Here is a 21,932-nt window from a genome sequence, read left to right as displayed (position 1 = left end):
GGCACCGAGCCGCACGCTCGGCCGACGCCACCGGGCCGGGCAGCCCGCCGGGGCCGCCAGGGTTTCGTCCCCGGCGACCAGCGCATCCGGTCTGGAGATGCGGACTGGCCGGCGGCCTCCCGCGCTGGATCCGGTGGCAGTGTCCGACGTGTCGCCGTCCGCCGCGTCTTCGAAGCGCTGCGCCTGGCGCTGCCGCCGCCGGCCGCGGCAGCTGGGATCGAGACGTGGAGCACCTGGTGATGGAGGACGCAGCCGCTGATGATTGTGGTCGCGACCGCCGCGTGCTGATCTGTAGGCCGAATACTGACTCACGGGAGGCCGACGCATGCGGAAACTGGGTGAACCCGATCCGGGGGAACGTGGCACTTCCCCGCCCGCCGGCACCGTGCGGAGTAGAGGGTGCAGGACGACCTGATCGTGTCCGGGTTACATCCGCTGCTGGCGGCGCGCTGGAGTCCCACGACGTTCGACCCGGTGTTCGAGTTGGATGCGACCCGAGCCGCATCACTCGTGGAGGCGGCGCGGTGGGCTCCGTCTGCCGGGAATTCGCAGCCGTGGGCGTTCATCATGGGCCGCCGCGGTGACGACACGCACCAGCGGCTCGTGCGTCACCTCGCCGCCAGTTCCAGCCGTTGGGCTCCCTCGGCCAGCGTCCTCGTCGCGAACCTTGCCCACCGATTCGTCGCCGGCACCGACTGGGAGTATTCGGAGTTCTCGCACTACGACCTGGGCCAGGCGGTGGCCCATATGACGATTCAGGCCCAGGCACTCGGTCTGTTCGCCCGGCAGTTCCGCGCCTTCGACCGCGACGCCGTGGCGGCCGAGTTCGGTGTACCCGACCACTGGGAGGTCACCACCATGTCGGCGTTCGGGCGGGCGCCGGCCACCACCGACTCGGACGCCGATCAGGCGCCCGAGTCGGTCCGCGAGCGGCGGGCAGTCAGCGAGTTGTTGTGGACGAGCGCCCGGCCGCCTGCCTCATGATTCGTACCCATGACGATCCGCCGCCGGTCGGGCCCACTGAGTCCTCGGTCGCCGACTATGCGGTGTGCGGTTTGCGGGCGAGCAGGCACCAGCCGGCGGTGTCCTCGCGGGCCGGCGGCGGGTCGTCGCCGGGCTCGGGGCGCCATTCGGCGGTGGAGACGATGCCGGGCTCGACGAGTTGCAGGCCGTCGGCGAACGCGGCGATCTGTTCGCGGGTGCGGAACCCGAAGTCGACTCGGGTCGCACGGTCGGCCGCCGCGATCCCTTCCACGGCGTCGGCCGGCATGAAGTCGTTGGTGGCGTGCGAGAGCACCAGGTAGCTGCCGGCCGGTAGCGCGTCGAGCAACGTACGCACGGCGCGGTGGGCGATCGTGTCGTCGGTGACGAAGTGCAGCACCGAGACCAGCATCAACGCGACCGGCTGCGACAGGTCGAGGGTGGCGCGCAGCACCGGGTCGGCCAGGATGACGCCGGGGTCTCTCAGGTCGGCGTCGAGGTAGGCGGTCCTGCCCTGTGGTGTGCTGGTCAGCAGAGCCCGGGCATGCGAGAGCACCAAGGGGTCGTTGTCGACGTAGACGATCCGTGACTCGGGGGCGATGCGCTGGGCGACCTCGTGGGTGTTGTCGGCCGTGGGCAGGCCGGTGCCGACGTCGAGGAACTGCCGCATCCCGCGTTCGCTCAGGTAGGTGACGGCGCGGCGCAGGAACTTGCGGTTCTCGACCACGGCCGTACGGATGGCGGGGAACTGCTCGGCGACCAGGTCGCCGGACTCGCGGTCGGCGGCGAAGTTGTCCTTGCCACCGAGCCAGTAGTCGTACCGCCGGGCGGGGTGCGCCCGGGTGATGTCCAGCCGGGAGTCGTTCACCGCAACGGCCCCCTGCTCTGCCGATCGAGCGCGTCGTCGTCCACATCGGTCATGGTCGTCACCCTACGACCCGCCTGATGCCGCCGCCGGACCACCCGGGTGTCCGGCGTCGCCCGCACTCGTTGGTCAGTGTGCCGGCACAGCGAGCCGCACGTCCGTGAAGTCTCGTTCGCGTTTGCGAGGTGCCGCGCTGCCCGCGCCGTGGTTCGTTTCAACGTCACTGCGAGGAGTGCCCGTCGTTGCCCGCTTACGACAGGTGCTCCTCATGAAGCGGACAGTTGATGATCGTTGCGAACGAAGCGGTGTTGCGGGATCCGGTGCGGTTGTCGGCGGTGCAGCGAGCCCGCCGGGAGTTGCCGGTGGCGCCGCTGTCAGCTGACGGCATCGCCCGGCTGGCCGCCCGGCTGCTGGACGCGCCGATGGCCGCGGTCACTCTCGTCGACGCGGAGCAGGAGCATTTCGTCGGCGGTCACAACTTGCCGGCGTCGCTGGCCGGGGCCGGGCATGCGCCGCTGGCGTACTCGGTGTGCAAGTACATCGTCAGCCAGGATCATCCGGTGATCTCCGGCGACCTGCTGGGCGAGCAGTCCCGTGAGCTGCGCGAACATGTGCTGGCCGAGCAGTTCGGTGTTCGCGCGTTCGCGGGGGTGCCGGTGCGTGACGACGATGATCACCCGGTCGGGTCGCTGACCGTGCTCGACACCGCCGCCCGGGAGTGGACCGGGGAGCAGGTCGCGATCCTGGTGGAGATCGCCGAGCTGCTGCGACCGGCCGCCACCGGCATCTCGACGCGGGCGGTAGACACCCTGGACAGCGCCGCCCTGCTCGACAGTGTGCAGGAGGCGTTCCTGGCGGTCACCCCGGACGGCATCGTGGCCGGCTTCAATCGTGCCGCGCAGCAGACGCTCGGGTTCACCGCCGAGGACGTGTACGGCCGGCATCTCGACGAGAGCCTGGAGCTGGCTTACGACGATCAGCCGATCGGCGCGGCACTGCAACGGTTGTTCGCGGCGGCGCCGCGCCGGCCGGTGGTGCGTGAGCTCAGCGTGCGCCACAAGGACGGTCACCGGCTGGCGAGCCGGGCGTCGTTGTCGGTGATCCCCAGTGCCGGCGGACCGCTGGCGTGTGTCTTCCTCACCGATCTGTCCGGCGAGACGGCGGCGCAGGAGCTGGCCGACCGGCACGGCAGCTTCCTGTCCGCGTTGCTCGACAGCCTGTCGGTGGGGGTGATCGCCTGCGACGACACGGGCAGGACCGTCCTGCTCAACCGTGCTCTGCGCGAGGTCGTGGGCTGGAGCGACGAGGAGGTGCCGGCGGACTACCCGGCCTGGGTCGACGGCGCGCTGCGGCACGACGATCTCCGGCTGATGACCTGGCAGCAGACCCCGATGATGCGGGCCTTCCATACCAGGCAGACCGTCACGGACGACGTCGTCACCGTCTTCCCCGGCCACCGGACCCGCACCTTCGCCAGCACCGCGCAACCGATCATCGCCGGTGACGGCCGCCGGCTGGGCGCGGTGGCGGTCGCGCACGAGGTCACCGCGATGCGCCGGGCCGAGCGGTTCCGCGACTGCCATCGGCAGGTCGAGTACGCCTTGCGTACGGCGACTTCGGCGTACGACGCGGCACCAGACATCCTGCGGGCCGTGACGACCTCCCTGAATTGGCCGTGCGCCGAGCTGTTCCTGGTCGACGAGGCCACCGCCGACCTGCGCTCGGCGGGACACTACGACGCGACCGGCGCGGCGCAGGACGGGTTGTTCGGTCAGACGCCGTCGCGCGGGCAGGGGGTCATCGGCCGGGTCTGGCAGACGGGCCAGCCGATCTGGGTACCCGATCTGGCCGACGCCGGCCATGGCGAGAATCCCGATGACCGGGCGCACCTGCGGGTGTGCCTGGCCCACGGTATCCGCACCGTGCTCGCCGTGCCGGTGCGCGACGGCGGCACGCTGCTCGGGGTGCTCGCCTGCTACGCCGGCGCGCCGGAGTTCCACGAGGACCTGTTGACGGTGCTGCTGGACGGGGTCGCCGCGCAGATCGGCGTCTACGTGGCGCTGCGCCGCGCCGAGCAGCTCACCCGGCAACTCACCCGTGCCCAGGACGACTTCGTCGATCTCGTCGGCCACGAGCTCCGTACGCCGCTCACCTCGATCGCCGCCAACGCCGAACTGCTCGCCGAGGACGCCGCCCTGCTCGACCGGGAGCACCAGCAGATGATCCGGGTGATCGGGCGCAACGCCGCCGCACTGCAGCAAACGGTGGGTACGCTGCTCGACCTGGCCGGCCTCGACTCCGGCCACGTGGAGCTCACCAGCGAGCGGTGCGACCTCGCCGCCATCGTCAGCGGGTGCGTGGCGACCGCCCGTACCGACACGGGCCTGAGCATCGACGTCGATGTTCTGGACGCCTCACCGATCCACGGCGACGCCGAGCGGCTGCGTCAGGTCATCACCGATCTGCTCTCCAACGCGGCCAAGTACAGTCCCGCCGACGGCCGGATCCACGTCCGGCTGGACACCGGCGACGACGACACCGTCGAGCTGTGCATCGCCGACACCGGCATCGGCACCCCCGCCGGGGAGCGGGCCCGGGTCTTCGACCGGTTCTTCCGGGGCAGCAACGTCCGCCACCACGGGATCCCGGGCAGCGGCCTCGGTCTCAGCCTCGCCCATGCCATCGTGCGCCGGCACCACGGCAGTATCACCCTCGACCCGAACCAGCCGAACGGCACCATCGCCCGCGTACGGCTGCCTCGCTCTTCCCCGGCGTGATCGGCCGGCAAGGCCCTGGTCGAGGAATGGTCAGCCGCGAAACCGGCGTTCCGGGCATGAACCGTGCCGCCGTGCGCCAGGCGCTCATTGTCGGGCGATAGTTGCCGACCTTCCAGTAGGAGCGCTGTGCGGGTTCGTCCGGACGGGTGCTGAACGCTGGGGCAGTGGGGGCAGCCGTGGGTTTCGGGTCGTCGCTGGCGCGGACGGTGGCATTCGCCGTGGCGTACCTCGGCGCGACCTATGCCGGGCGACTGACGGTGATGGACGCGACGAACCTGAGCCTGGTGTGGCCGGCGGCCGGGGTGTCGGCGGTCTGGGCCGTGGTGCAGTTCCGTTCCCGCTGGCGGACGCTCGACGTGGTCGCACTGAGTGGGGTCACGATCGTGGTGAACCTGGTGACGGGCGCGCCGGCTGTCCTGGCGGGCTGGTTCGTCGCGGCGAACCTGCTCCAGGCCTGGATCTTCGCCCGGCTGTGCCACCGCTGGCTGCCGGACGCGTGGGGCGGCGTGCACGTGCAGCCGCTGAGCCGGTTGACCGAGTTGTGGCGGCTGGTGGCCGCGGCGTTCCTGGCCACCGCGGGCGGCGCACTGGTCGGGCCGACCGGGTTGTGGCTGACCAGCGGCACGTACTCGTGGGCGGCGACCGCGGTGTGGCTGACCCGTAACACGGTCAGCATCCTGCTCATCGGCGCGGCCACGGTCCTGGTGGGCAAGGCGCTGCAGACGTGGTGGTCGGCATCCCCGCGGGTCAGCTGGCACGCCCGGTGGGCGGGCCTGCCGGCACGCCGCCGGGCGGAGTACGTGAGCCTGACCGTGCTGTCGATCGCGGTCTACGGCGTGGTGTTCGGGCTCGACCACCGGTTGCCGCTGGCGTTTTTGGTGATCGCGCTGACCATGTGGGCCGGCCTGCGATTGAACACCACGTTCGTCGTCCTGCACGATCTGGTGTTCGGCTCGGTGACCGTGGTGTTCACCCTGCACGGCACGGGAGTGTTCGCCCAGATCGCGTCCCATCCGGCGCGGGCCATGGTGGCGCAGTTGTTCGTCGGCATGATCGCGGTCGCCGGGCTGGCCCTGGCACTGGGCCGCGACGATCGCGCCGCGTTGCTGGCCTCGCTGACCGCCGCCGAGCGGTCCGCGGCGCGGCAGGCCAGGATGATGGGCGCGATCATCGACGCGATGTCCGAAGGGCTGACCGTCGTCGACAGCCAGGGACGATTCCTGCTGCGCAATCCTGCCGTCCGCCGCCTCATGAGAGGTGTCGTCAGCGACTCCGACACGATGGCGAAACCCGAGTACTACGGGCTGTTCCACCCCGACGGCCGGCCGTTGCAGCCCGACGAGATGCCGTACCGGCGGGCGCTCGCCGGCACCGACGTCCGTGACATGGACATCCTGATCCGCAATCCCGGCCTGCCCGACGGCCGGGTCCTGAGCGTCAGCGCGGTCGCTCTGCCTGAGGAGGACGGTGGCCGCTATGCGGTGTCGGTGTTCCACGACGTGACCGCCGAACGCCGCCACCGTGACGAGCTCGCCGCCTTCGCCGGGGCGGTAGCGCACGACCTGCAGAATCCCCTCGCCACCGTCGAAGGGTGGAGCGAGGCTCTTGCGGAGATCATCGGCGAGGTCCCGGAGCACGCCGCGCGCGCCGAGCTGGCCGACGCCGTGGTGCGGATCAGGCGTGCCTCCGCCCGCATGCGCAACATGATCAACGACTTGCTGGAGTACACCACCGCCCGCGACGCCACCCTTTCGCCCACCATGGTCGACCTCGGTGACCTGGTCGACGACATCGCCATGGCCCGGATCGACCAGGCACAGAGCAACGGCGCGCCAATCCCGGCCTTCGTCGTCGGCGAGCTGCATCCGGCGTACGCCGATCCGGTCCTGATCCGTCAGTTGCTGGAGAACCTGCTCGGCAACGCCATCAAGTACACTGCGCGCGGCACCGCGGCGCGGATTGCCGTCGCCACCGAGGTCGTCGACGAGATGGTCACGGTGACGATCGACGACAACGGCATCGGCATTCCCGAAGGCCAGCACGAGGCGGTCTTCGACAACTTCCACCGTGCCCACCGAGGCGCCGGCCACAGCGGCACGGGTCTGGGCCTGGGCATCTGCAAACGCATCGTCGAACGGCACGGCGGCACGATCCGCGCCACCGGGAACCCCGCCGGGTCCGGCACCCGCCTCGTCCTCACCCTGCCCGCCACCCCGGACGCCCTCGCGGCCCGGCAGCACAGTGACCCGGTCACCGAGGCCGACCAGGCCGGACCGGCACCGGTCGGCGCGGCGCCGCCCGCGGACCTGAGCGCCGGTGAGACCGACGAGCCGTCGTTGCGGCCGGCAGCGACGTTCGAGCATGCCGCACGCCTGATTTTGGACTACCTCCACGACCGGATACCTTTGGCGTTCTGGGCGGTCACCCGCGTCGAGAACGGTCGCCAGACGTACCTGTACCTGGACGCCGACAACGGCTACGGCCTGCACCAGGGCGAAAGCCACCCCTGGCAGGACAGCTTCTGTATGCACATGGCCGCCGGGCAGGCCCCGAGCGTCGCCCGGGACGCCCAGCAGGTGCCCGTCTACGCCGCGGCCGGCGTCAACCAGCTCATCGACATCGGCACCTACGCCGGAGCGGCGATCACCGAACCCGACGGCACCCTCTTCGGCGCGATCTGCGGCCTCGACCCGCAGACCCACACCGGTGACCCGCGGATGACCGACGCCGAACCGCTGCTCGCCCTTCTCGGCCGGCTGCTGACCGTCGCGCTGGCCGCCGACCGGGCCCGCGACCGATCCGCCAACGCCATGCTCCACCAGCAGCTCAGCGCCGAGACCGACGCCCTGACCGGCCTGCCCAACCGGCGTGCCTGGCAACGCCTGATCGAACAAGCCGAAACCCGCTTCGCACGCCTGGCCGACCCGACCGTGATCGCCGTGCTCGACCTCGACGGGCTCAAGATGATCAACGACAGCCAGGGACACGGCGCCGGCGACACCTACCTGATCGTCGCCGCCGCCGCGATGCACCGCGCCCTGCGCGACACCGACGTCGTCGCCCGGCTCGGCGGCGACGAGTTCGGCTTCCTGCTGCACAAGTGCACCGAGGACGACGCGCCTGCGGTCGTCGCCCGGATCAGCGCCGAACTCGGCAAGGCCGGCGTCCGGGCCTCGATCGGCTGGCACGCCGTCACCGGTGCGGAGAGCTTCGCCGCCACCGTCGAGAAGGCCGACGCCGCCATGTACGCGACCAAGCTGAAGAACCGCGGGCCCCGGCAGGCGAGCGTGACCGCCCCCGGCGCCGCCTGACCGTCAGTCGCGGTTGCCGGCCTGAGGCTGTTTCTCGGTCGCGGCCCAGCTCGCGAGCAGGTTGAGGGCATCCTGGTCGGGGGAGTCGGGCGCGGCGCTGTAGGCGTTGAGTTGCAGACCCTGGTCGGTGGTCAGCGCCATCGACTCGTACGCGAGATTGAGATCGCCGACCAGCGGGTGGCGCAGCTGTTTGACCCCGGACCGGTGCAGCCGTACGTCGTGGGCAGCCCACCAGGTGCGGAACCGGTCGTTGCGGGTGGACAACTCGCCGATCAGATCGGTCAGGTCCTTGTCGTACGGGTCGCGTCCGGCTTCCGCGCGCAGCAGCGCGACGACGTCCTCGGCGAGTCGCTCCCACTCGCGGTAGAAGTCCTGCGAGGCCGGATCGAGAAAGACGAACCGGGCCAGGTTGGGCCGGCTGTCCCCGTCGCGGAAGACCGGCGCGAACACCGCACGGGCCAGGTGGTTGGCGCCGAGGATGTCGAGGCGGCCGTTACGCACGTACGCGGGCGCGCCGGTCATCGCGTCGAGCAGTTGCTGGACGGCCGGCCGCAGGGTCGCGGTGGTGCGGCGCCGGCCGGCCCGGGCGCGAGGGCCGGTGTTGGCCTGCCGTGCCAGGTCGTAGAGGTGGTCGCGCTCGGCGTCGTCGAGGCGCAGGGCACGGACCAGGGCGTCGAGGACGCTGTCGGAGACGCCGGAGAGGTTGCCGCGCTCCAGCCGGGTGTAGTAATCGACGCTGACCCCGGCGAGCATGGCGGCTTCCTCGCGCCGCAGCCCGGGCACCCGCCGGCTGGTGCCGTAGGCGGGCAGTCCGGCCTGTTCGGGCGTGATGCGGGCGCGGCGGGTGGTGAGGAAGTCGCGGGTCTCGGCGCGGTGATCCATGCCTTCGACGGTACGACCGGCGCCCGGCTGCTGGGAGGGCCTGGTGTTACCTCCCTCGGCGGGGACGAAACAGGCTGAAGGGGGTAACACCAGAACCTCCCTCCAGGGCCGGCCCGGTGCCTACCGTCGGTATCGGCGGGTGACCGGCGGCCCGTCACGACGTACAGCAAGGAAGGGCACCACGATGGAGATGCAGAAGAAGCGGCCGAGCACCAAGGGCCCGGCCGAGATGTTCACCGGTGACGTCTGGTTCGACGTCGTCGCCGCGGGCGAGCCGCCGTCGCGGTTGCGGGTCAACGTGGTGCGGTTCTCGCCGGGCGCGCACACCGCCTGGCACCGGCACGCCAACGGCCAGACCCTGCACGTCACCGAAGGCGTCGGCCTGGTGCAGTCCCGCGGCGGCGAGGTCGTCGAGATCCGGCCCGGCGACACCATCCACACCCCGCCGGGCGAATGGCACTGGCACGGCGCCGCCCCCGAGCACTTCATGACCCATCTGGCCATGTGGGAAGGCCTCGCCGACGACCAGCAGGGCCCGGAGACCGAGTGGGCCGAGCACGTCGTCGACGAATACCCCGCCCCGCAGCCGGCCGCCCACCGCCGCTGACCCACCCGAAGGGAAGCCCCATGAGCACCGTTCCACTGTTGAGGCTCAACAACGGCGTCGAGCTGCCCGCGCTCGGCTTCGGCGTCTTCCAGACCCCGCCGGACGAGACCGTCACCGCCGTCGAGACGGCACTGTCGACCGGCTACCGGCACATCGACACCGCCGCCGCGTACGGCAACGAACGGCAGGTCGGCCAGGCCGTCGCCAAGTCCGGCCACGAGGTGTTCCTCGAAACCAAGATCTGGATCAGCGATTTCGGGTACGACGAGACCCTGCACGCTTTCGACAAGAGCGCCGGCAAGCTCGGTGTCGACCGGATCGACCTGCTGATCCTGCACCAGGCCCTGCCGTCGGAGTTCGAACGGACCCTCGGCGCGTACCGTGCCCTGGAAAAGCTGCTGGCCGACGGCAAGGTCCGCGCCATCGGGGTCAGCAACTTCATGGTGGAGCACCTGACCGCGCTGCTCGACAGGACCACGATCGTGCCGGCGGTCAACCAGATCGAGGTCCACCCGTACTTCCAGCAGCGTGACGTGCAGGAGTTCGGGGCGCGCCACGGCATCCTCACCCAGGCGTGGGCGCCGATCGGCGGGATCACCTTCTACCGCGACAGCGGCCACAGCAGCACCCTCGAGGACCCGGTGATCGGCGACATCGCGAAGGCACACGACAGGAGCCCGGCTCAGGTGATGCTGCGCTGGCACCTGCAGCAGGGCCGCCAGGTCATCCCGAAGTCGACCAACCCGCGGCGCATCGCCGAGAACTTCGCCGTCTTCGACTTCGAGCTCACCGCCGACGAGTTGGCGGCGATCGACGGTCTCGAGACCGGCCGGCGCGGTGGCCCCGAGCCGGCCGACGTCACGCTGAAGAACTTCGGCCGGGCCATCCCCGAAGCCTGACCCCGGCCACGACCGGCCGGGGGGTCGCGGACCGCCACCCCGGAGAGGTCGTTCCCAGCGATTGGCAGTGGCTCGGAAGTCACGGTGAACGGTGAGCATGCCGGCGTGAATGCGCGGCCGGGAATCCTGGCCGCGCCGGCGCTCGCCCCGTATCTTCTGAACCGGCCTCTCAGGAACGCTGCGACGCCCATGCGTCGATGGCCCGGTTCACCTGGGTCAGGCGCTGCCCGTCGGCCGGGGCGTGCGGATCGGGTTCGAGGAACGTCAGTGCGGTGCCAGCGACGCTGAGCGCTGACAGGGACCAGCGCTGCGGTGGCCCGGCGCCGAACGGGCTCGCGACGATCTGCCGGCCGGCGACGTCGGGCGACGCGATCGCGGCGACGACCAGGCCGTGCATGGCGACGGTCAGGACCGAGGCGAGGGTTTCGAAGTCGGTGCCGAGCTCGGGGCGCAGCCGGTAGCCGAACAACCCGGTCAACGCCCGCCACGCGTCGGCAATCCGCGCGATCCGCGTGTTCTCCGACTCGGCGAGCGCGGCCTGGACCTGGTTGCGCAGGTCGTTGTCGGTCAGGCCGGAGACGGTCGCGCAGAGGGCGTGGTAGGTCCGCCAGGCCGGGGACGCGAGGACGGCCTCCAGGTCGAACACGGCGAGCCGCCGGATCAGCTCGATCATCACGCGATGCCGGCCCTCGGGCGTGGTCAGCCCGTCCTCGTGGTCGGCCAGGACGTGCTTGATGAGGCTGATCTCGTCGCGAACGATCGGCGGTCCGGCGGTGCGGGCCAGCTCTCGTACGAGATCGCCGTAGAACTGGTCCTTGTACTGCCAATGCCGGTAGGCCGTGCTGCGGGAGACGTCCGCCGCCCGGATGACCGCCTCGAAGCTGATGTGCTCCAGGCTCACGGTGAGGCCGTCACGATCGATCATCTCGATCGCGGTCCGCAGCATCCGGTCCCGGGTCTCGGCGTCGCTGAGCCGCCGGTGCCGCCGGGTGATGCTGGTCGGGCCTGGTTTCCCCTCCATCTCGATGAGCATAGTGCTGATCGCGCGAATACTGGACTTGGGACTTCATGTCTCAAGTTTCAAATGACACGCTGAACTCATGCTTTTGAAGGACGACCATCTCCGTGCCATGTACGTCGGCGGGCGAGGCAACGCCACGGCCCGCCGGTACGCCCGTTTCTGGGCGACCGTCTTCGGCGCCGGGCTCACATCCCGCCGCTGGATCACCCTCGAAGTGCCCGGCCGCCGCACCGGACGTGTCGAGCGCGGCTTCCTGCGGCAGATCCCGGGCGCCCGGCCGCACCTTCCGGTCGACCGGGATGCGCCCTCGGACGCGTTCGCTGCGTTCGCCGGCCGCTACCCGGCGTTCCGTGTCGACTTCGAGGAGACGACATCATGACCGCACCGACCGTCCTGCCCCGCCGGACCCGCACCCGGCGCCGCCTGTGGTGGACCCTCGGCATCGCCGTGGTGCTGCTGCTCGGCCTGCTCGGCACGGCCATGGCAGTCGTCGCCCTGCAACCGGCCGCGGCACCCCTCACCCTGCCGCCGGCCGGGAGCGTCGCGCCGGCCGGGCCGATGCCCGCGCAGTGGCGGATTGCCTCCGGATCGGCCGCCGGCTTCCGTGTCGAACAGACCTTCCTCGGCGCCACCAGCGAGGTCACCGGCCGCACCGAAGGCGTGACCGGCGCCATGACGATGACCGGCAACCGGATCGACTCCGTCGAGGCCACGATCGACCTGCTCGGCCTCACCACCGACGGCAAGCAACCCGCACCCCAGTTCGCGACCAGCCTGGAGACCGGACGCTTCCCCCACGCCACCGTACGGCTGGCCGAGCCGGTTTCCCTCGACGACGCCTTCGCCTCCGGGGCCACGACCGAGTTCAGCGCCATCGGCGAGCTGACTCTGCACGGCGTCACCCACCGGGCTCCGGCCGCTCTGACCGCCCGGCGCGACGCCACGGGCATCGCGGTCACCGGATCCCTCCCGGTCCACTTCGCCGACTGGAGCATCGCAGAGCCTGAGGGGTACGGGGCACTCGGCTCCCTCGCCGACCACGGCACCGCCGAGTTCCGGCTGATCCTGCACGCCGGCTGACCAGCGGCATCGGCCGTCCGGGGTGTACGCCCTCGGTGGCCATGACCTGCTGGACAGGGGCGATGGCGGCGATCCTGGTGGCAGGAAAGGTGGGGTCTACGACATTGCTGTCGTCCCCGGCGGCCGGGAAGCTGAGTTCGTGCCGAGCCGCGACGTGGTGATCATCGTCTTCGAGGGTGTGCAGAGCCTCGATGTGACGGGTCCGCTGGAAGTGTTCACCGGCGCCGGCCCAGGGGCCTACCGGGTCACGACGGCGAGTCCCGGCGGGACGCCGGTGCGTACGCCGGCATCGACCTGGCGCTGGCACTGGTCGAGGAGGACCTCGGCCGTGAGATCGCGTCGCAGATCGCCCGGCACCTGGTGATGTTCCGGTTCACCGCCCTGGACGCGGTCGGCCCGTACGAGGTGCTCGCCCACCTGCCGGAGCGCACGTCGTCTTCGTCGGCGAGCGGCCTGGACCGGTACGCACGGAGGTCGGGAGCCTGGCGCTGACCGGAGCGGGCGCCACGCGAGGTGCTCGCTGCCGTGCTCAGCCGTAAGGATCTCATCCTGACCCGAGGCTGACAGGCGCGACGATCGCCACGCTGGACGACACCATCCTGTTCATGTGCTGGGCCGGCCCGTCACGGCCCTGAACAGCCGGGCCGGCCACGCGCGTCTCCGGCGAGCGGGCTCGGGATCGTGGACCGGTGGGCCGGTCGGGGGCAGCGGTGCCGGTCGGCTCGTACCGACCAGTTGCACGGTGAGGCCGATGGCGACGGCGAGGTGCTTCATGCGACGACCGTAGGAAGATTCTGGCTCCTCGATATAGTCCAGTTGCATGACGGATCAGTGGGCCAGAACCGGTTTGGATCTCCACTTGGACATCGACCGCACCCACGGTCTGCGGGCCGGCATCGAACGGGCGCTGCGCGAAGCCGTACGCTCGGGGCAGCTCTCGCCCGGCAGCCGGTTGCCGTCCTCGCGGGTCCTGGCGCAGCAGCTGGGCGTCGCCCGCAACACCGTCAGCCAGGTCTACGAGCAACTGGCCGCCGAGGGTTACCTCACCGCCCGGCCGCGATCCGGGATGTCGGTGGCGCCGCGCCCCGGCCAGGGGCCACCCCCGGACCTTCCGCTCGCCTCACCGTTCCGTGCACCGGTCACCGGCTTCGACCTGCGGCCCGGATTGCCCGACCTGTCGCTGTTCCCACGCCGTGCCTGGCTGGCCGCGACCCGGCACGTGCTGCGGACCATGCCCCACGCGGCGCTCGCCTACGGCGACCCGCACGGGTCCGCCGAACTGCGCGAGGCCCTGGCCGGCTATCTCGGCCGTGCCCGCGGGGTGATCACCACGCCGGGCAATGTCCTGATCTGCGCCGGGTACACCCACGCGCTGCGGATGCTGTGCCAGGCGGTCGACCGGGGACGGTCCACGATCGCCTTCGAGGACCCGACCGTCCCGGACTATCCGGCGCTGGCCGGCAGGAGCGGCCTGCACGTCCGCCGCATCCCGGTGGACGGCGCCGGCCTGATGATCGGTCACCTGGGCGACGAGGTGGCCGCGGTGGTCACCCCGGCGCACCAGTTCCCGACCGGGGTCACCCTCAGCCCGCAGCGTCGCCGGGAGCTCGTCGGCTGGGCGCGGCGGGCCGGTGCGGTCGTCGTCGAGGACGACTACGACGGCGAGTTCCGCTACGACCGCCAGCCCATCGGCGCACTGCAGGGACTGGACCCCGACACCGTCGTCTACATCGGCACGGTCAGCAAGACCATCGCGCCCGCCCTGCGGATCGCCTGGCTCGTCGCACCCACCCGGCTGATCCCGGCCCTGCGGGAGGTGCTGCGCTTCCAGGAGACGTACGTCAATGTGATCGACCAGCTGATCCTGGCCCAGCTCATCCGCAGCGGTGAACTCGACCGGCACCTGAGGCGCTGCCGCACCCGGTACCGGCAGCGCCGCGACCGGCTCGGCCGTGCGGTCGCCGAGCAGCTGCCGCCCGCGCGGCTGTCCGGCGTGGCGGCCGGCCTGCACGCCGTCCTTCACCTGCCGGGAACGATCGCCGACGAGCCGGAGCTGCTCGACACGCTGACCGCGCACGGCGTCGCCGTCGATCGCCTGAGCGGTTTCCACCACCGCCCTGCGGACGCCGCACTCGGCGTCGTCGTCGGCTACACGACCCCGCCGCAGCACGCGTTCGAGGGTGCGGTGTCCGCGCTGGTCACGGCCGTCCGGGCGTACCTCCGACCGGAAGCCCGGGGGAGTGGATCCCGGGGCTGAAAGCCGGGCTACAGGTCGATCGAGGCCATGTTCGCGTCGTCGTGGCGTGCCCCGGCCGCTGGGCGCAGCGCGTCGAGGCGGGCCAGCTGCGCCGGGGTGAGTTCGACGGCGTCCGCGGCGGTGTTCTCCTCGACCCGGGCCACCCGCCGGGTGCCGGGGATGGGCGCGATGTCGTCGCCCCGGGTCAGGATCCAGGCGAGCGCGGTCTGGGCCGGGGTGGCACCGATCTCGGCGCCGATGGCGGTGACCTCGTCGACGATGGCGAGGTTGCGCCGGAAGTTCTCGCCGGTGAACCGCGGGTTGGATTTGCGCCAGTCGTCGTCGGCGAAGTCGTCGACGGTACGGATCTGCCCGGTCAGCAGGCCGTGCCCGAGCGGTGAGTACGGCACGAAGCCGATGCCGAGCTCGCGCAACAGCGGCAGGATCTCGGCTTCCACGTCGCGGGTCCACAGCGAGTACTCGGTCTGCAGGGCGGTGACCGGCTGCACGGCGTGGGCGCGGCGGATGGTCTCCGGTGACGCTTCGGAGAGGCCGAAGTGCAGCAGTTGTCGAGGGCGCCCTCGCTGGTGTATGTGCCGGCCATGGTCATGGCTCCGAGACCGATGCGGGACACTTCCAGAGCGCCGAGGTGTGCTGCCGGGCCCGGCCGCGCGGGCGAGGGCGGCCAGATGCTGCTGATCGGCTTCGTCGAGGTGCAGGGCGCGGGTGAGCCCTCGAGGACGCTGCCGGAGACGCCGGCGAGGTTGCCGCGTTCCAGCTGGGCGTAGTACTCGACGCTCACCCCGGCCAGGTGGGCGACCTCGCTGCGGCGCAGACCGGGAACCCGCCGGTTGCGGTTGTAACCGGTCGGGCCGGCCTGCTCGGGGGTGATCCGCGCGCGGCGGGAGCTGAGGAGAGCCTTCACCTCATCGCGGTTGTCCACCCGCCCAGGCCAGGTCGATTCCCCGGCCCGAGTGGTGGGCTGTCAAGACACCCTTCAACAGCATCCTCCCGTACGAGGGGAGGGCCGACCGCAGTCGCCGTTTGCGGAACCCGGGACGGGCGCCAGACTGTTCGCGTGGAGTATCGCAGCGCCGTGGAGCGGTTCCAGCGCTCCGCCTTCTGGAACCTGCGCACCCGGATCGCCAACGTCAGCATCGTGATCGGCGTTGTCGCGCTGATGGTGCTCGTCTCCGGAGACGCTGACGGACCGCGCCTGATTCCGACCGTGGTCTGTGCCGCCGGAGCTGTCTGCGGCCTCGGTGTCCACTTCAGCCGGCCCTCTCCTGCGCGTGCCCGATGGCTGCTGATCTCCGCAGTCACGCTGACGACCCTTGGCGTTGTCGCTCTGCTCATAGTGGTGGGGACGGCCGGATGACGATCCTGAAGCGCAGGGTTGTCGCGTCCGGATAACCACACGCAGAACCAGTGGGCAAAGTTAGCTCTTGACCGTGAACTCGCACCACGTCGACCAACCCGTTTCGCGAAGAGCGCGGACCCGCCACTGGTAGGTTTGCCCGGCTTCGACCTCGGTGATCAGGCTTGGCGACGGCGCAACGACGATGGTGCTCTGACCGGCATCAAGCATCCGATACTCGAATTTGAAACCGAATCTCGGTTGGTTGAGGTACACCGCGGCCAGCGACGGCGTCGTCGTGTCGACAGTGATTCGCTTGGCGTCGGGGCCGCAGGCCTGGTGGCCCTCGACCAGACGCGATCCCAGCCGCACCGGGTGATATGCGCGCGCAATCGCCTCTTCCCAGTCCTCCGGTGACAGTGTTGGCGGGCCTGAGGTGGCACCCTCGTCCCTGCAGTCACCCAGCTCCAAGTAGCCATCGCGCTCGAGGAGTTGCTCAGCCAGCTCGGCGCAGGTTGTCGCTGTTATGCCGGCCATCGAGCCATCGTCGCTGTCCTGGCCGCTGATCGGGGACTGCGAGCGGCCTTGCGCCGTGCTGCCCTGAGGCGCCCGTGAAATCACGACGGACGCGCTGGCCGCCCCCAGCACTGTCAACATGGCGGCTACTACCGAAGCGCCTCGTCGCAGCGCCAGGGTAGATCCTCTTGTCTGCACACCCGCTGGCTATCGGCGACTTCGAGTCGAACTGAACGGAAAGCACCGGTCTCGACGGTGAGGTAGGAGCACCGAGCTGCCGCTCAGGGCCCGGCGTCCGGGTCGATGAGGTGTCGGATTGCGGTGACGTAGCGGTTCGTCGCGTAGGCCTGGACCAGGCGCGTTACGGGTCCTCCGGCTCTGGCGAGCAGCGACGCCGGACGGCTGAACGCGCGAATGCGGACGTGGACATCGCCGGTGTCCGCCAGGTCGATCAGGAAGGCTTCCTCGCCTTGCTCGGGGTGGCCGGGGAGGGTGCCGTAGGCGAAGCCGTGGCGGTCTCGCTCCTTCCTCGGTGTAGACGACTCGGCACGGAATCGTCAGACGCAGCGGCCCGAAGCCGGCGCGAAGGACCACGATGGCGCCGGAAGCGGCCCTCTCGGCCGGGCTCACCGGGGCCAGACCTGCCAGAGCGTGCATCTGCCAGGTCAAGAGCCCTTCGGCGGCGCGCTCGAAAGCGTCTCGGCCCTTCCCCACCACGACGTCGCGGGACACATGGTCATATCCGAGCGGCAACGAGGCGTCACGAGTCGCGCCGACCTGTCGGTACGTCAGGTCGGCAGCAGCCAGCTCGGCGAAGGTGCCGGCTGAGACATCTCGCACCGGATCACAGTAACCACCCGAGTCAGCTGGCGGTGCGTCGCGCTCGTCGCCGACCCCGCGATTAGCTAGGTTGCCGTCATCTCGGCCGATTCTCACTGGGGGAGTGGCAGCCGTGCGGCAAGAGCACAAGACCTTTCGGGCGATCGAGGTCGGCGACGGCGGCGACGGGCGGTGGGCCGCCTACGCCCGGGGCCTGTGGCGGGAGATGGAGGGCCTGCTGACCGAGGAGGGCCGGACCCCGGAGGGCGCGGATCGTGTCCGGGCGCTGTTCCGGGCGCACCTGCCGGAACTGGTCCCGGTTCTGAACCGTCTGGCCGGCCAACTCGACCGGCCCGAGGCGGAAGTCTTCCTCACCCACGCGGCACTGCGGCCGTTCTCCCAGGCGTGCACCCAGATCGGCAGGAACGGCACTCTGCTGCGCAACTATGACCTACGGCCCGATCAGTGCGAGGGGACCATCGTCTCCTCCTGCTTCCTGCGCCCCGTGATCGGGATGCAGGACATGCTGTGGGGCTTGCTGGACGGGATGAACGACGCCGGTCTCGCGGTCTCGCTCACCTGGGGCGGACGTTCCGCCTACGGACGCGGCTTCGCCATTCTCGTTCTGGTGCGCTACCTGCTGGAGACGTGCGACACCGTCGATGAGGCGGTCGGCAGGCTGCGATTCCTACCGGTCGCCGTCCCGCAGAATCTCACCCTTGTCGATCCGGCCAAGGCGGTGACGGTGTTCGTGGGGCCGGACATGGCACCGAAGGTGGCGCCGGATGCCTGCGCCGCCAATCACCAGCACCTGCCGGTGACCGACGAGCAGGAACGGACCCTGCGGACGCAGGAGCGGCTGCGCGCCATCCGCGCCGCGGGTGCGGACGACGTGGCGGCGATGCTGAAACCGCCGCTGTACCGATCCGTCGACGAGCAGGGGTCGAGAACGCTCTACACAGCCCACTATCGGCCCGTCGAGGGCCGGGTGACGTACTACTGGCCGGATGAGTCCTGGCAACAGTCCTTCGGCGACTTCACCCCCGGATCCCGCACCGTGACCTTGGGCCGGAGCAGCTGAGAGGCTGTACCGTCGCCGGCCTTATGGCCAGTAACTCGGCCAGCGCGGCCGGGTGGGCGAGGTGCGGGAAGTGCCCGCCCGGGAGCACGTCGATCTCCACGTGCGGCACCGCCTCGGTCAGCCATCGCGCGGTGGCCTCGTCGACCAGGCCCGGCGCCGGGTGTCCGCGGACGGGTCCTCGAGCAGTTCCCGGGCCAGCCGCGTCAGGACCCGGGCGCGCAGTTCATCTCACCCGGGCCGTGCACGGTCCCGCCGCGACCCGTCACCTCGCCGGCATCGCACCGGTGCCGGCGCATGATCGGATCGGTCCGCAACGATCGGGCGCCGGGTGCGCCTGCTCGGCCAGAGTTGACCTCGGAAGGAGGCCTCATGATCACGGCACTCAACCGGCTGGTCGACCTCGTCGAGGAGAACCTGACCGGCGGCTTCGACGTCAGGGATGCGGCACGCACGCTCGGCACGACCGAGCACCACCTGCGGCGGATGTTCTCGTCGCTGGCCGGCATGCCGCTGTCGGAGTACGTACGCCGTCGCCGGATGACCGTGGCCGCCGCCGACGTCGTCCGCGGCGAGCAGGACCTGCTGCACATCGCCGTCCGGCACGGATACGGCTCGGCCGAGGCGTTCGGCCGGGCCTTCCGGGCGGTGCACGGTGCCGGCCCCGGTGAGGTGCGCCGCGATGGAGGCCCCCTCCGCACCCAACCACAACTCAGGTTCCGCCTGACCGTCGAAGGGAGCGAGCGCATGGACACGCGCATCGTCGACCACCCCGCGTTCCGGCTCGTGGGGCACGCCGCCCGCGTACCGCTGATCCACCAGGGAGCCAGCCCGCACATCCAGCGGCACATCACCGCTCTGCCGAAGGAGGAGCACTCGCGGCTGAAGGCGCTCGGCAACATCGAGCCGGCAGGGTTGCTCGCGGTCAGCGACGGCCTCGACCCTGACCGCGCCGAGGGCAGCGACCTCACCTACCTGCACGGCGTCGCCGTCTCCACGGACACGCCGGTCGCCGACGATCTCGACACCATCGAGGTCCCGGCCGGCAGGTGGGCGGTCTTCCGGACCGCGGGGCCGCATCCGCGGACTCTTCAGGCGGCGTGGGCCGCGACAGCCAGCGAGTGGTTCCCCTCCAACCCCTGGCGCCTGCGCCCGGGTCCGGAGATCGTGGCCGTGCTCGAGCGTGCGGAGGACTTCAGCACCGCGACGTGTGAGCTCTGGCTGCCTGTCGAACCGGCATGACAACCGGGCGCCACGACGAGGGGCGTCAATCCACCTAGGATGTGCGGGTGCCTTCGCTCACCCGTGCTGAACGGTTCCGACGCGGCAGCCGCCTGCTGTCCGCGAGTCCCGGCCCGGAGCGCCACGACGAGGTGGGTGAGGCCGCGGCGGTGTGCCCGGCCGCGGCGGTCCGCCTGGTCGAGCAGTGAACCGGATCGTCGTCGTCGGGGCGTCGGCCGCGGGCCTGGCCGCCGCCGAGACCCTGCGCCGTGAGGGGCACGCCGGTCCGATCACCCTGCTCGGCGAGGAGCTGGATCCGCCGTACGACCGGCCGCCGCTGTCCAAGCAGATCCTGGCCGGCGACTGGGAGGCCGAGCGGCTGACCCTGCGTACCCGGGAGCATCTCGAGGGTCTCGGCCTCGATCTGCGCCTCGGCGCTGTCGCGGCGGGCCTCGATCGTGAGGCCCGCACCGTGCGCCTCGCCGACGGCGGGCACCTCGGTTACGACGGACTGATCGTCGCGACCGGGGTGCGCCCGCGCCGGCTGCCCGGTGAAGGCGGCCACGTGCTGCGCACCCTGCACGACGCGGTCGAGCTGCGCAAGCGGCTCCGCCCGGGCCGCCGGCTCGCGGTGGTCGGCGCCGGTTTCCTCGGCGCCGAGGTGGCCGCCGTGGCGCGGGGCCTGGGCTGCGAGGTGGTCCTGCTGGAACCCGCTCCCGTTCCGCTGGCGCACGCCGTCGGCGAGCAGGTGGGCCGGGTGCTGTCCCAGGTGCACCGGGACCACGGCGTCGATCTGCGCACCGGGGTGGCGGTGGACGCGGTGACCGACGGCGGCGTGATCCTGTCCGGCGGCGAGCTGGTTGCCGCCGACGAGGTGCTGACGGCGATCGGGTCGCTGCCCAACACCGGCTGGCTGGACGGCAGCGGCCTCCCGATCGGCGACGGGCTGATCTGCGACGAGTACAGCGCCGCGGCCCCGGACATCTACGGCGCCGGGGACGTGGCCCGCTGGCACAACCCGCTGTTCGGCGTCAGCATGCGCATCGAGCACCGCACGAACGCCGCCGAGCAGGGCATGGCGGTCGCCCGGAACCTGCTGCATCCCGACGCGAGGAAACCGTTCGCTCCCGTGCCGTACTTCTGGTCCGACCAGTACGACCTGAAGATCCACGCGTACGGCTACCTGCGCGGCCACGACGAGGTCGAGATCGCCGAGGGGGACCTGTCGCAGCGGCGGTTCCTGGCCGCGTACCGGAAGGAAGGTCGTCTCGTCGGCGCCCTCGCCGTGGGGATGCCGCCCAAGGCCATCCGCTCCTGGCGGCAGGCCCTGATCGCCCAGGCGCAGAATTGACACCTTGACGTCGTGGTCCCCCTGCTCTCGGCGCCACCGTCTGAGCGGGCAACCTTAATCGTTACCGTCGCGAGTGGACGGCCCTGCGACGGTGCGCCGACGGAGACGTCCGGGAAGCCGAGGCCCGCTGCCGAGGCACTGGGAAGGGGACGTTCATGGGACAACCAGTGGTGCACTTCGAGATCATCGGAGCTGATCCGCAGAGGTTGCGCAGCTACTACGGCAGCCTGTTCGGGTGGTCGTTCGACACGGGTGGCCCGGTGGCGGAATCGGTCTCCCGGGAGGGCGAGTACGGCTATGTCGCTCCGGCGGTGAACGGCAACGCCACGGCGATTCCCGGTGGCGTGGGCGGCGGATACGGGCATCAGCCGCACGTTGTCTTCTACGTCGGCGTCCCTGACGTCGCTGCCGCACTACGCGAGGCCGAACGGTTGGGCGGAACCCGCACCATGGGGCCCGAGCAGGTCCCGGGAGGAGCGCTGGTGGTCGCCCATTTCACCGACCCGGAGGGCAATCTGATCGGCCTTGCGGGGCCGGCGTAAACGGCTTGCGACCTGCTCTGTTCGTGGTGATGCTTCGTTCCGGCGTAACGTCCACCGGGCGATGAGGAGCACGTCGTGGAGTCTTCCGAGCGGCTCGGTACCTGGGGCTCCGGCACTCACACCGCGGACGCGGTTCTGGTCGACGGGGTCGTGCGGAAGACGACCGGGCCTTGGACGCCTGCGGTTCTCGCCCTGCTGGAGCACCTCGAGCGGGAGGGTTTCGCCGGGGCGCCGCGCGTTGCCGGCGACGGGTACAGCTTCGTGCCGGGAGAGTCGCCGCATCCGCACGCCTGGTCGGACGAGGCCGTGGGCGCGGTAGGGACGCTGTTGCGGGACCTGCACGACGCCACCGCGACGTTCACGCCGCCCGCCGATGCCGTGTGGCAGGG

20 protein-coding genes and 3 pseudogenes are annotated in these 21,932 nt (G+C 70.9%); 15 read left to right on the top strand and 8 right to left on the bottom strand.

The window, feature by feature from the left end:
• The first annotated feature begins 399 nt into the window (after positions 1 to 399).
• Positions 400 to 984 (top strand): nitroreductase family protein, encoded by a 585-nt coding sequence (locus Acy02nite_RS25205; protein ID WP_203744708.1) that lies wholly within the window; start codon positions 400 to 402, stop codon positions 982 to 984.
• 55 nt (positions 985 to 1,039) lie between these two features.
• Here Acy02nite_RS25205 and Acy02nite_RS25200 read toward each other — a convergent pair whose 3' ends face one another.
• Positions 1,040 to 1,849 carry an SAM-dependent methyltransferase gene (locus Acy02nite_RS25200; RefSeq protein WP_239175188.1) on the bottom strand — a complete coding sequence of 270 codons (810 nt, stop codon included), beginning with the start codon at positions 1,847 to 1,849 and terminating at the stop codon, positions 1,040 to 1,042.
• 281 nt (positions 1,850 to 2,130) lie between these two features.
• Between Acy02nite_RS25200 and Acy02nite_RS25195 the strand changes: the two genes are divergently transcribed.
• Both Acy02nite_RS25195 and Acy02nite_RS25190 read left to right on the top strand, forming a co-directional pair.
• Positions 2,131 to 4,623 (top strand): GAF domain-containing protein, encoded by a 2,493-nt coding sequence (locus Acy02nite_RS25195; RefSeq protein WP_239175187.1) that lies wholly within the window; start codon positions 2,131 to 2,133, stop codon positions 4,621 to 4,623.
• A 164-nt stretch (positions 4,624 to 4,787) separates the two neighbouring features.
• Positions 4,788 to 7,934 carry a diguanylate cyclase domain-containing protein gene (locus Acy02nite_RS25190; protein ID WP_203744706.1) on the top strand — a complete coding sequence of 1,049 codons (3,147 nt, stop codon included), beginning with the start codon at positions 4,788 to 4,790 and terminating at the stop codon, positions 7,932 to 7,934.
• A gap of 3 nt (positions 7,935 to 7,937) precedes the next feature.
• Here the strand turns inward: Acy02nite_RS25190 and Acy02nite_RS25185 are convergent, their stop codons facing one another.
• Positions 7,938 to 8,816, bottom strand: a complete 879-nt coding sequence (locus tag Acy02nite_RS25185) for a helix-turn-helix transcriptional regulator (protein WP_203744698.1) — start codon at positions 8,814 to 8,816, stop codon at positions 7,938 to 7,940.
• Between the two features lie 184 nt (positions 8,817 to 9,000).
• Between Acy02nite_RS25185 and Acy02nite_RS25180 the strand changes: the two genes are divergently transcribed.
• Positions 9,001 to 9,423 (top strand): (R)-mandelonitrile lyase, encoded by a 423-nt coding sequence (locus tag Acy02nite_RS25180; RefSeq protein WP_203744696.1) that lies wholly within the window; start codon positions 9,001 to 9,003, stop codon positions 9,421 to 9,423.
• A 20-nt stretch (positions 9,424 to 9,443) separates the two neighbouring features.
• Entirely contained in the window at positions 9,444 to 10,322 is an 879-nt protein-coding gene (locus Acy02nite_RS25175; RefSeq protein WP_203744694.1) for an aldo/keto reductase, read from the top strand.
• A 169-nt stretch (positions 10,323 to 10,491) separates the two neighbouring features.
• Here Acy02nite_RS25175 and Acy02nite_RS25170 read toward each other — a convergent pair whose 3' ends face one another.
• Positions 10,492 to 11,343, bottom strand: a complete 852-nt coding sequence (locus Acy02nite_RS25170; protein ID WP_203744692.1) for a TetR/AcrR family transcriptional regulator — start codon at positions 11,341 to 11,343, stop codon at positions 10,492 to 10,494.
• 79 nt (positions 11,344 to 11,422) lie between these two features.
• Between Acy02nite_RS25170 and Acy02nite_RS25165 the strand changes: the two genes are divergently transcribed.
• Together Acy02nite_RS25165 and Acy02nite_RS25160 are read left to right on the top strand one after the other, a co-directional pair.
• Positions 11,423 to 11,722, top strand: a complete 300-nt coding sequence (locus Acy02nite_RS25165; protein WP_239175185.1) for a hypothetical protein — start codon at positions 11,423 to 11,425, stop codon at positions 11,720 to 11,722.
• The gene (locus Acy02nite_RS25160; RefSeq protein WP_203744690.1) at positions 11,719 to 12,423 is read left to right on the top strand and encodes a YceI family protein; all 705 of its coding nucleotides are present in this window, start codon (positions 11,719 to 11,721) and stop codon (positions 12,421 to 12,423) included. The genes Acy02nite_RS25165 and Acy02nite_RS25160 overlap by 4 nt, the downstream gene beginning before the upstream one ends.
• Before the next feature lie 237 nt (positions 12,424 to 12,660).
• Here Acy02nite_RS25160 and Acy02nite_RS47775 read toward each other — a convergent pair whose 3' ends face one another.
• Complete coding sequence (locus tag Acy02nite_RS47775; protein WP_203744688.1) at positions 12,661 to 12,840, bottom strand: hypothetical protein; 180 nt, start codon at positions 12,838 to 12,840, stop codon at positions 12,661 to 12,663.
• Positions 12,841 to 13,282: 442 nt separating this feature from the next.
• On the opposite strand from Acy02nite_RS47775, the gene pdxR reads away from it, so the two are divergent.
• Complete coding sequence (gene pdxR / locus Acy02nite_RS25150; RefSeq protein WP_203744686.1) at positions 13,283 to 14,680, top strand: MocR-like pyridoxine biosynthesis transcription factor PdxR; 1,398 nt, start codon at positions 13,283 to 13,285, stop codon at positions 14,678 to 14,680.
• 8 nt (positions 14,681 to 14,688) lie between these two features.
• Here pdxR and Acy02nite_RS47770 read toward each other — a convergent pair whose 3' ends face one another.
• Complete coding sequence (locus Acy02nite_RS47770) at positions 14,689 to 15,222, bottom strand: aldo/keto reductase (RefSeq protein WP_438820867.1); 534 nt, start codon at positions 15,220 to 15,222, stop codon at positions 14,689 to 14,691.
• A gap of 533 nt (positions 15,223 to 15,755) precedes the next feature.
• Here Acy02nite_RS47770 and Acy02nite_RS25140 point away from each other — a divergent pair.
• Positions 15,756 to 16,037, top strand: a complete 282-nt coding sequence (locus Acy02nite_RS25140; RefSeq protein ID WP_203744684.1) for a hypothetical protein — start codon at positions 15,756 to 15,758, stop codon at positions 16,035 to 16,037.
• A gap of 60 nt (positions 16,038 to 16,097) precedes the next feature.
• Here Acy02nite_RS25140 and Acy02nite_RS25135 read toward each other — a convergent pair whose 3' ends face one another.
• The 3 genes and pseudogenes from Acy02nite_RS25135 to Acy02nite_RS47765 all read right to left on the bottom strand — a co-directional run.
• Positions 16,098 to 16,673 carry a fibronectin type III domain-containing protein gene (locus Acy02nite_RS25135; protein ID WP_203744682.1) on the bottom strand — a complete coding sequence of 192 codons (576 nt, stop codon included), beginning with the start codon at positions 16,671 to 16,673 and terminating at the stop codon, positions 16,098 to 16,100.
• 140 nt (positions 16,674 to 16,813) lie between these two features.
• A pseudogene (locus tag Acy02nite_RS47630) lies at positions 16,814 to 16,999 on the bottom strand (DUF1990 family protein); the annotation flags it as partial.
• 121 nt (positions 17,000 to 17,120) lie between these two features.
• Positions 17,121 to 17,264: pseudogene (locus tag Acy02nite_RS47765) on the bottom strand (DUF1990 family protein); the annotation flags it as partial.
• Between the two features lie 220 nt (positions 17,265 to 17,484).
• Between Acy02nite_RS47765 and Acy02nite_RS25125 the strand changes: the two are divergent.
• The 6 genes and pseudogenes from Acy02nite_RS25125 to Acy02nite_RS25100 form a co-directional block, all read left to right on the top strand.
• Positions 17,485 to 18,432: a C45 family autoproteolytic acyltransferase/hydrolase gene (locus Acy02nite_RS25125; RefSeq protein ID WP_203744680.1), complete on the top strand. Its 948-nt coding sequence runs from the start codon at positions 17,485 to 17,487 to the stop codon at positions 18,430 to 18,432.
• Between the two features lie 369 nt (positions 18,433 to 18,801).
• On the top strand, positions 18,802 to 19,671 hold the full coding sequence (locus tag Acy02nite_RS25120; RefSeq protein WP_203744678.1) for an AraC family transcriptional regulator: 870 nt from the start codon (positions 18,802 to 18,804) through the stop codon (positions 19,669 to 19,671).
• Positions 19,672 to 19,718: 47 nt separating this feature from the next.
• Positions 19,719 to 19,859, top strand: coding sequence for a hypothetical protein (locus Acy02nite_RS25115; protein ID WP_203744676.1), 141 nt, complete (start codon positions 19,719 to 19,721; stop codon positions 19,857 to 19,859).
• Entirely contained in the window at positions 19,856 to 21,001 is a 1,146-nt protein-coding gene (locus tag Acy02nite_RS25110) for an NAD(P)/FAD-dependent oxidoreductase (RefSeq protein WP_203744674.1), read from the top strand. The genes Acy02nite_RS25115 and Acy02nite_RS25110 overlap by 4 nt, the downstream gene beginning before the upstream one ends.
• Before the next feature lie 155 nt (positions 21,002 to 21,156).
• The gene (locus tag Acy02nite_RS25105; RefSeq protein ID WP_203744672.1) at positions 21,157 to 21,543 is read left to right on the top strand and encodes a VOC family protein; all 387 of its coding nucleotides are present in this window, start codon (positions 21,157 to 21,159) and stop codon (positions 21,541 to 21,543) included.
• A 75-nt stretch (positions 21,544 to 21,618) separates the two neighbouring features.
• Positions 21,619 to 21,932, top strand: a pseudogene (locus tag Acy02nite_RS25100) (hypothetical protein); the annotation flags it as partial.

Source organism: Actinoplanes cyaneus, from assembly GCF_016862095.1.
Lineage (GTDB): Bacteria > Actinomycetota > Actinomycetes > Mycobacteriales > Micromonosporaceae > Actinoplanes > Actinoplanes cyaneus.
Note: the sequence above shows the minus strand (reverse complement) of the source record. Positions and strands in the feature narration are given on the sequence as shown.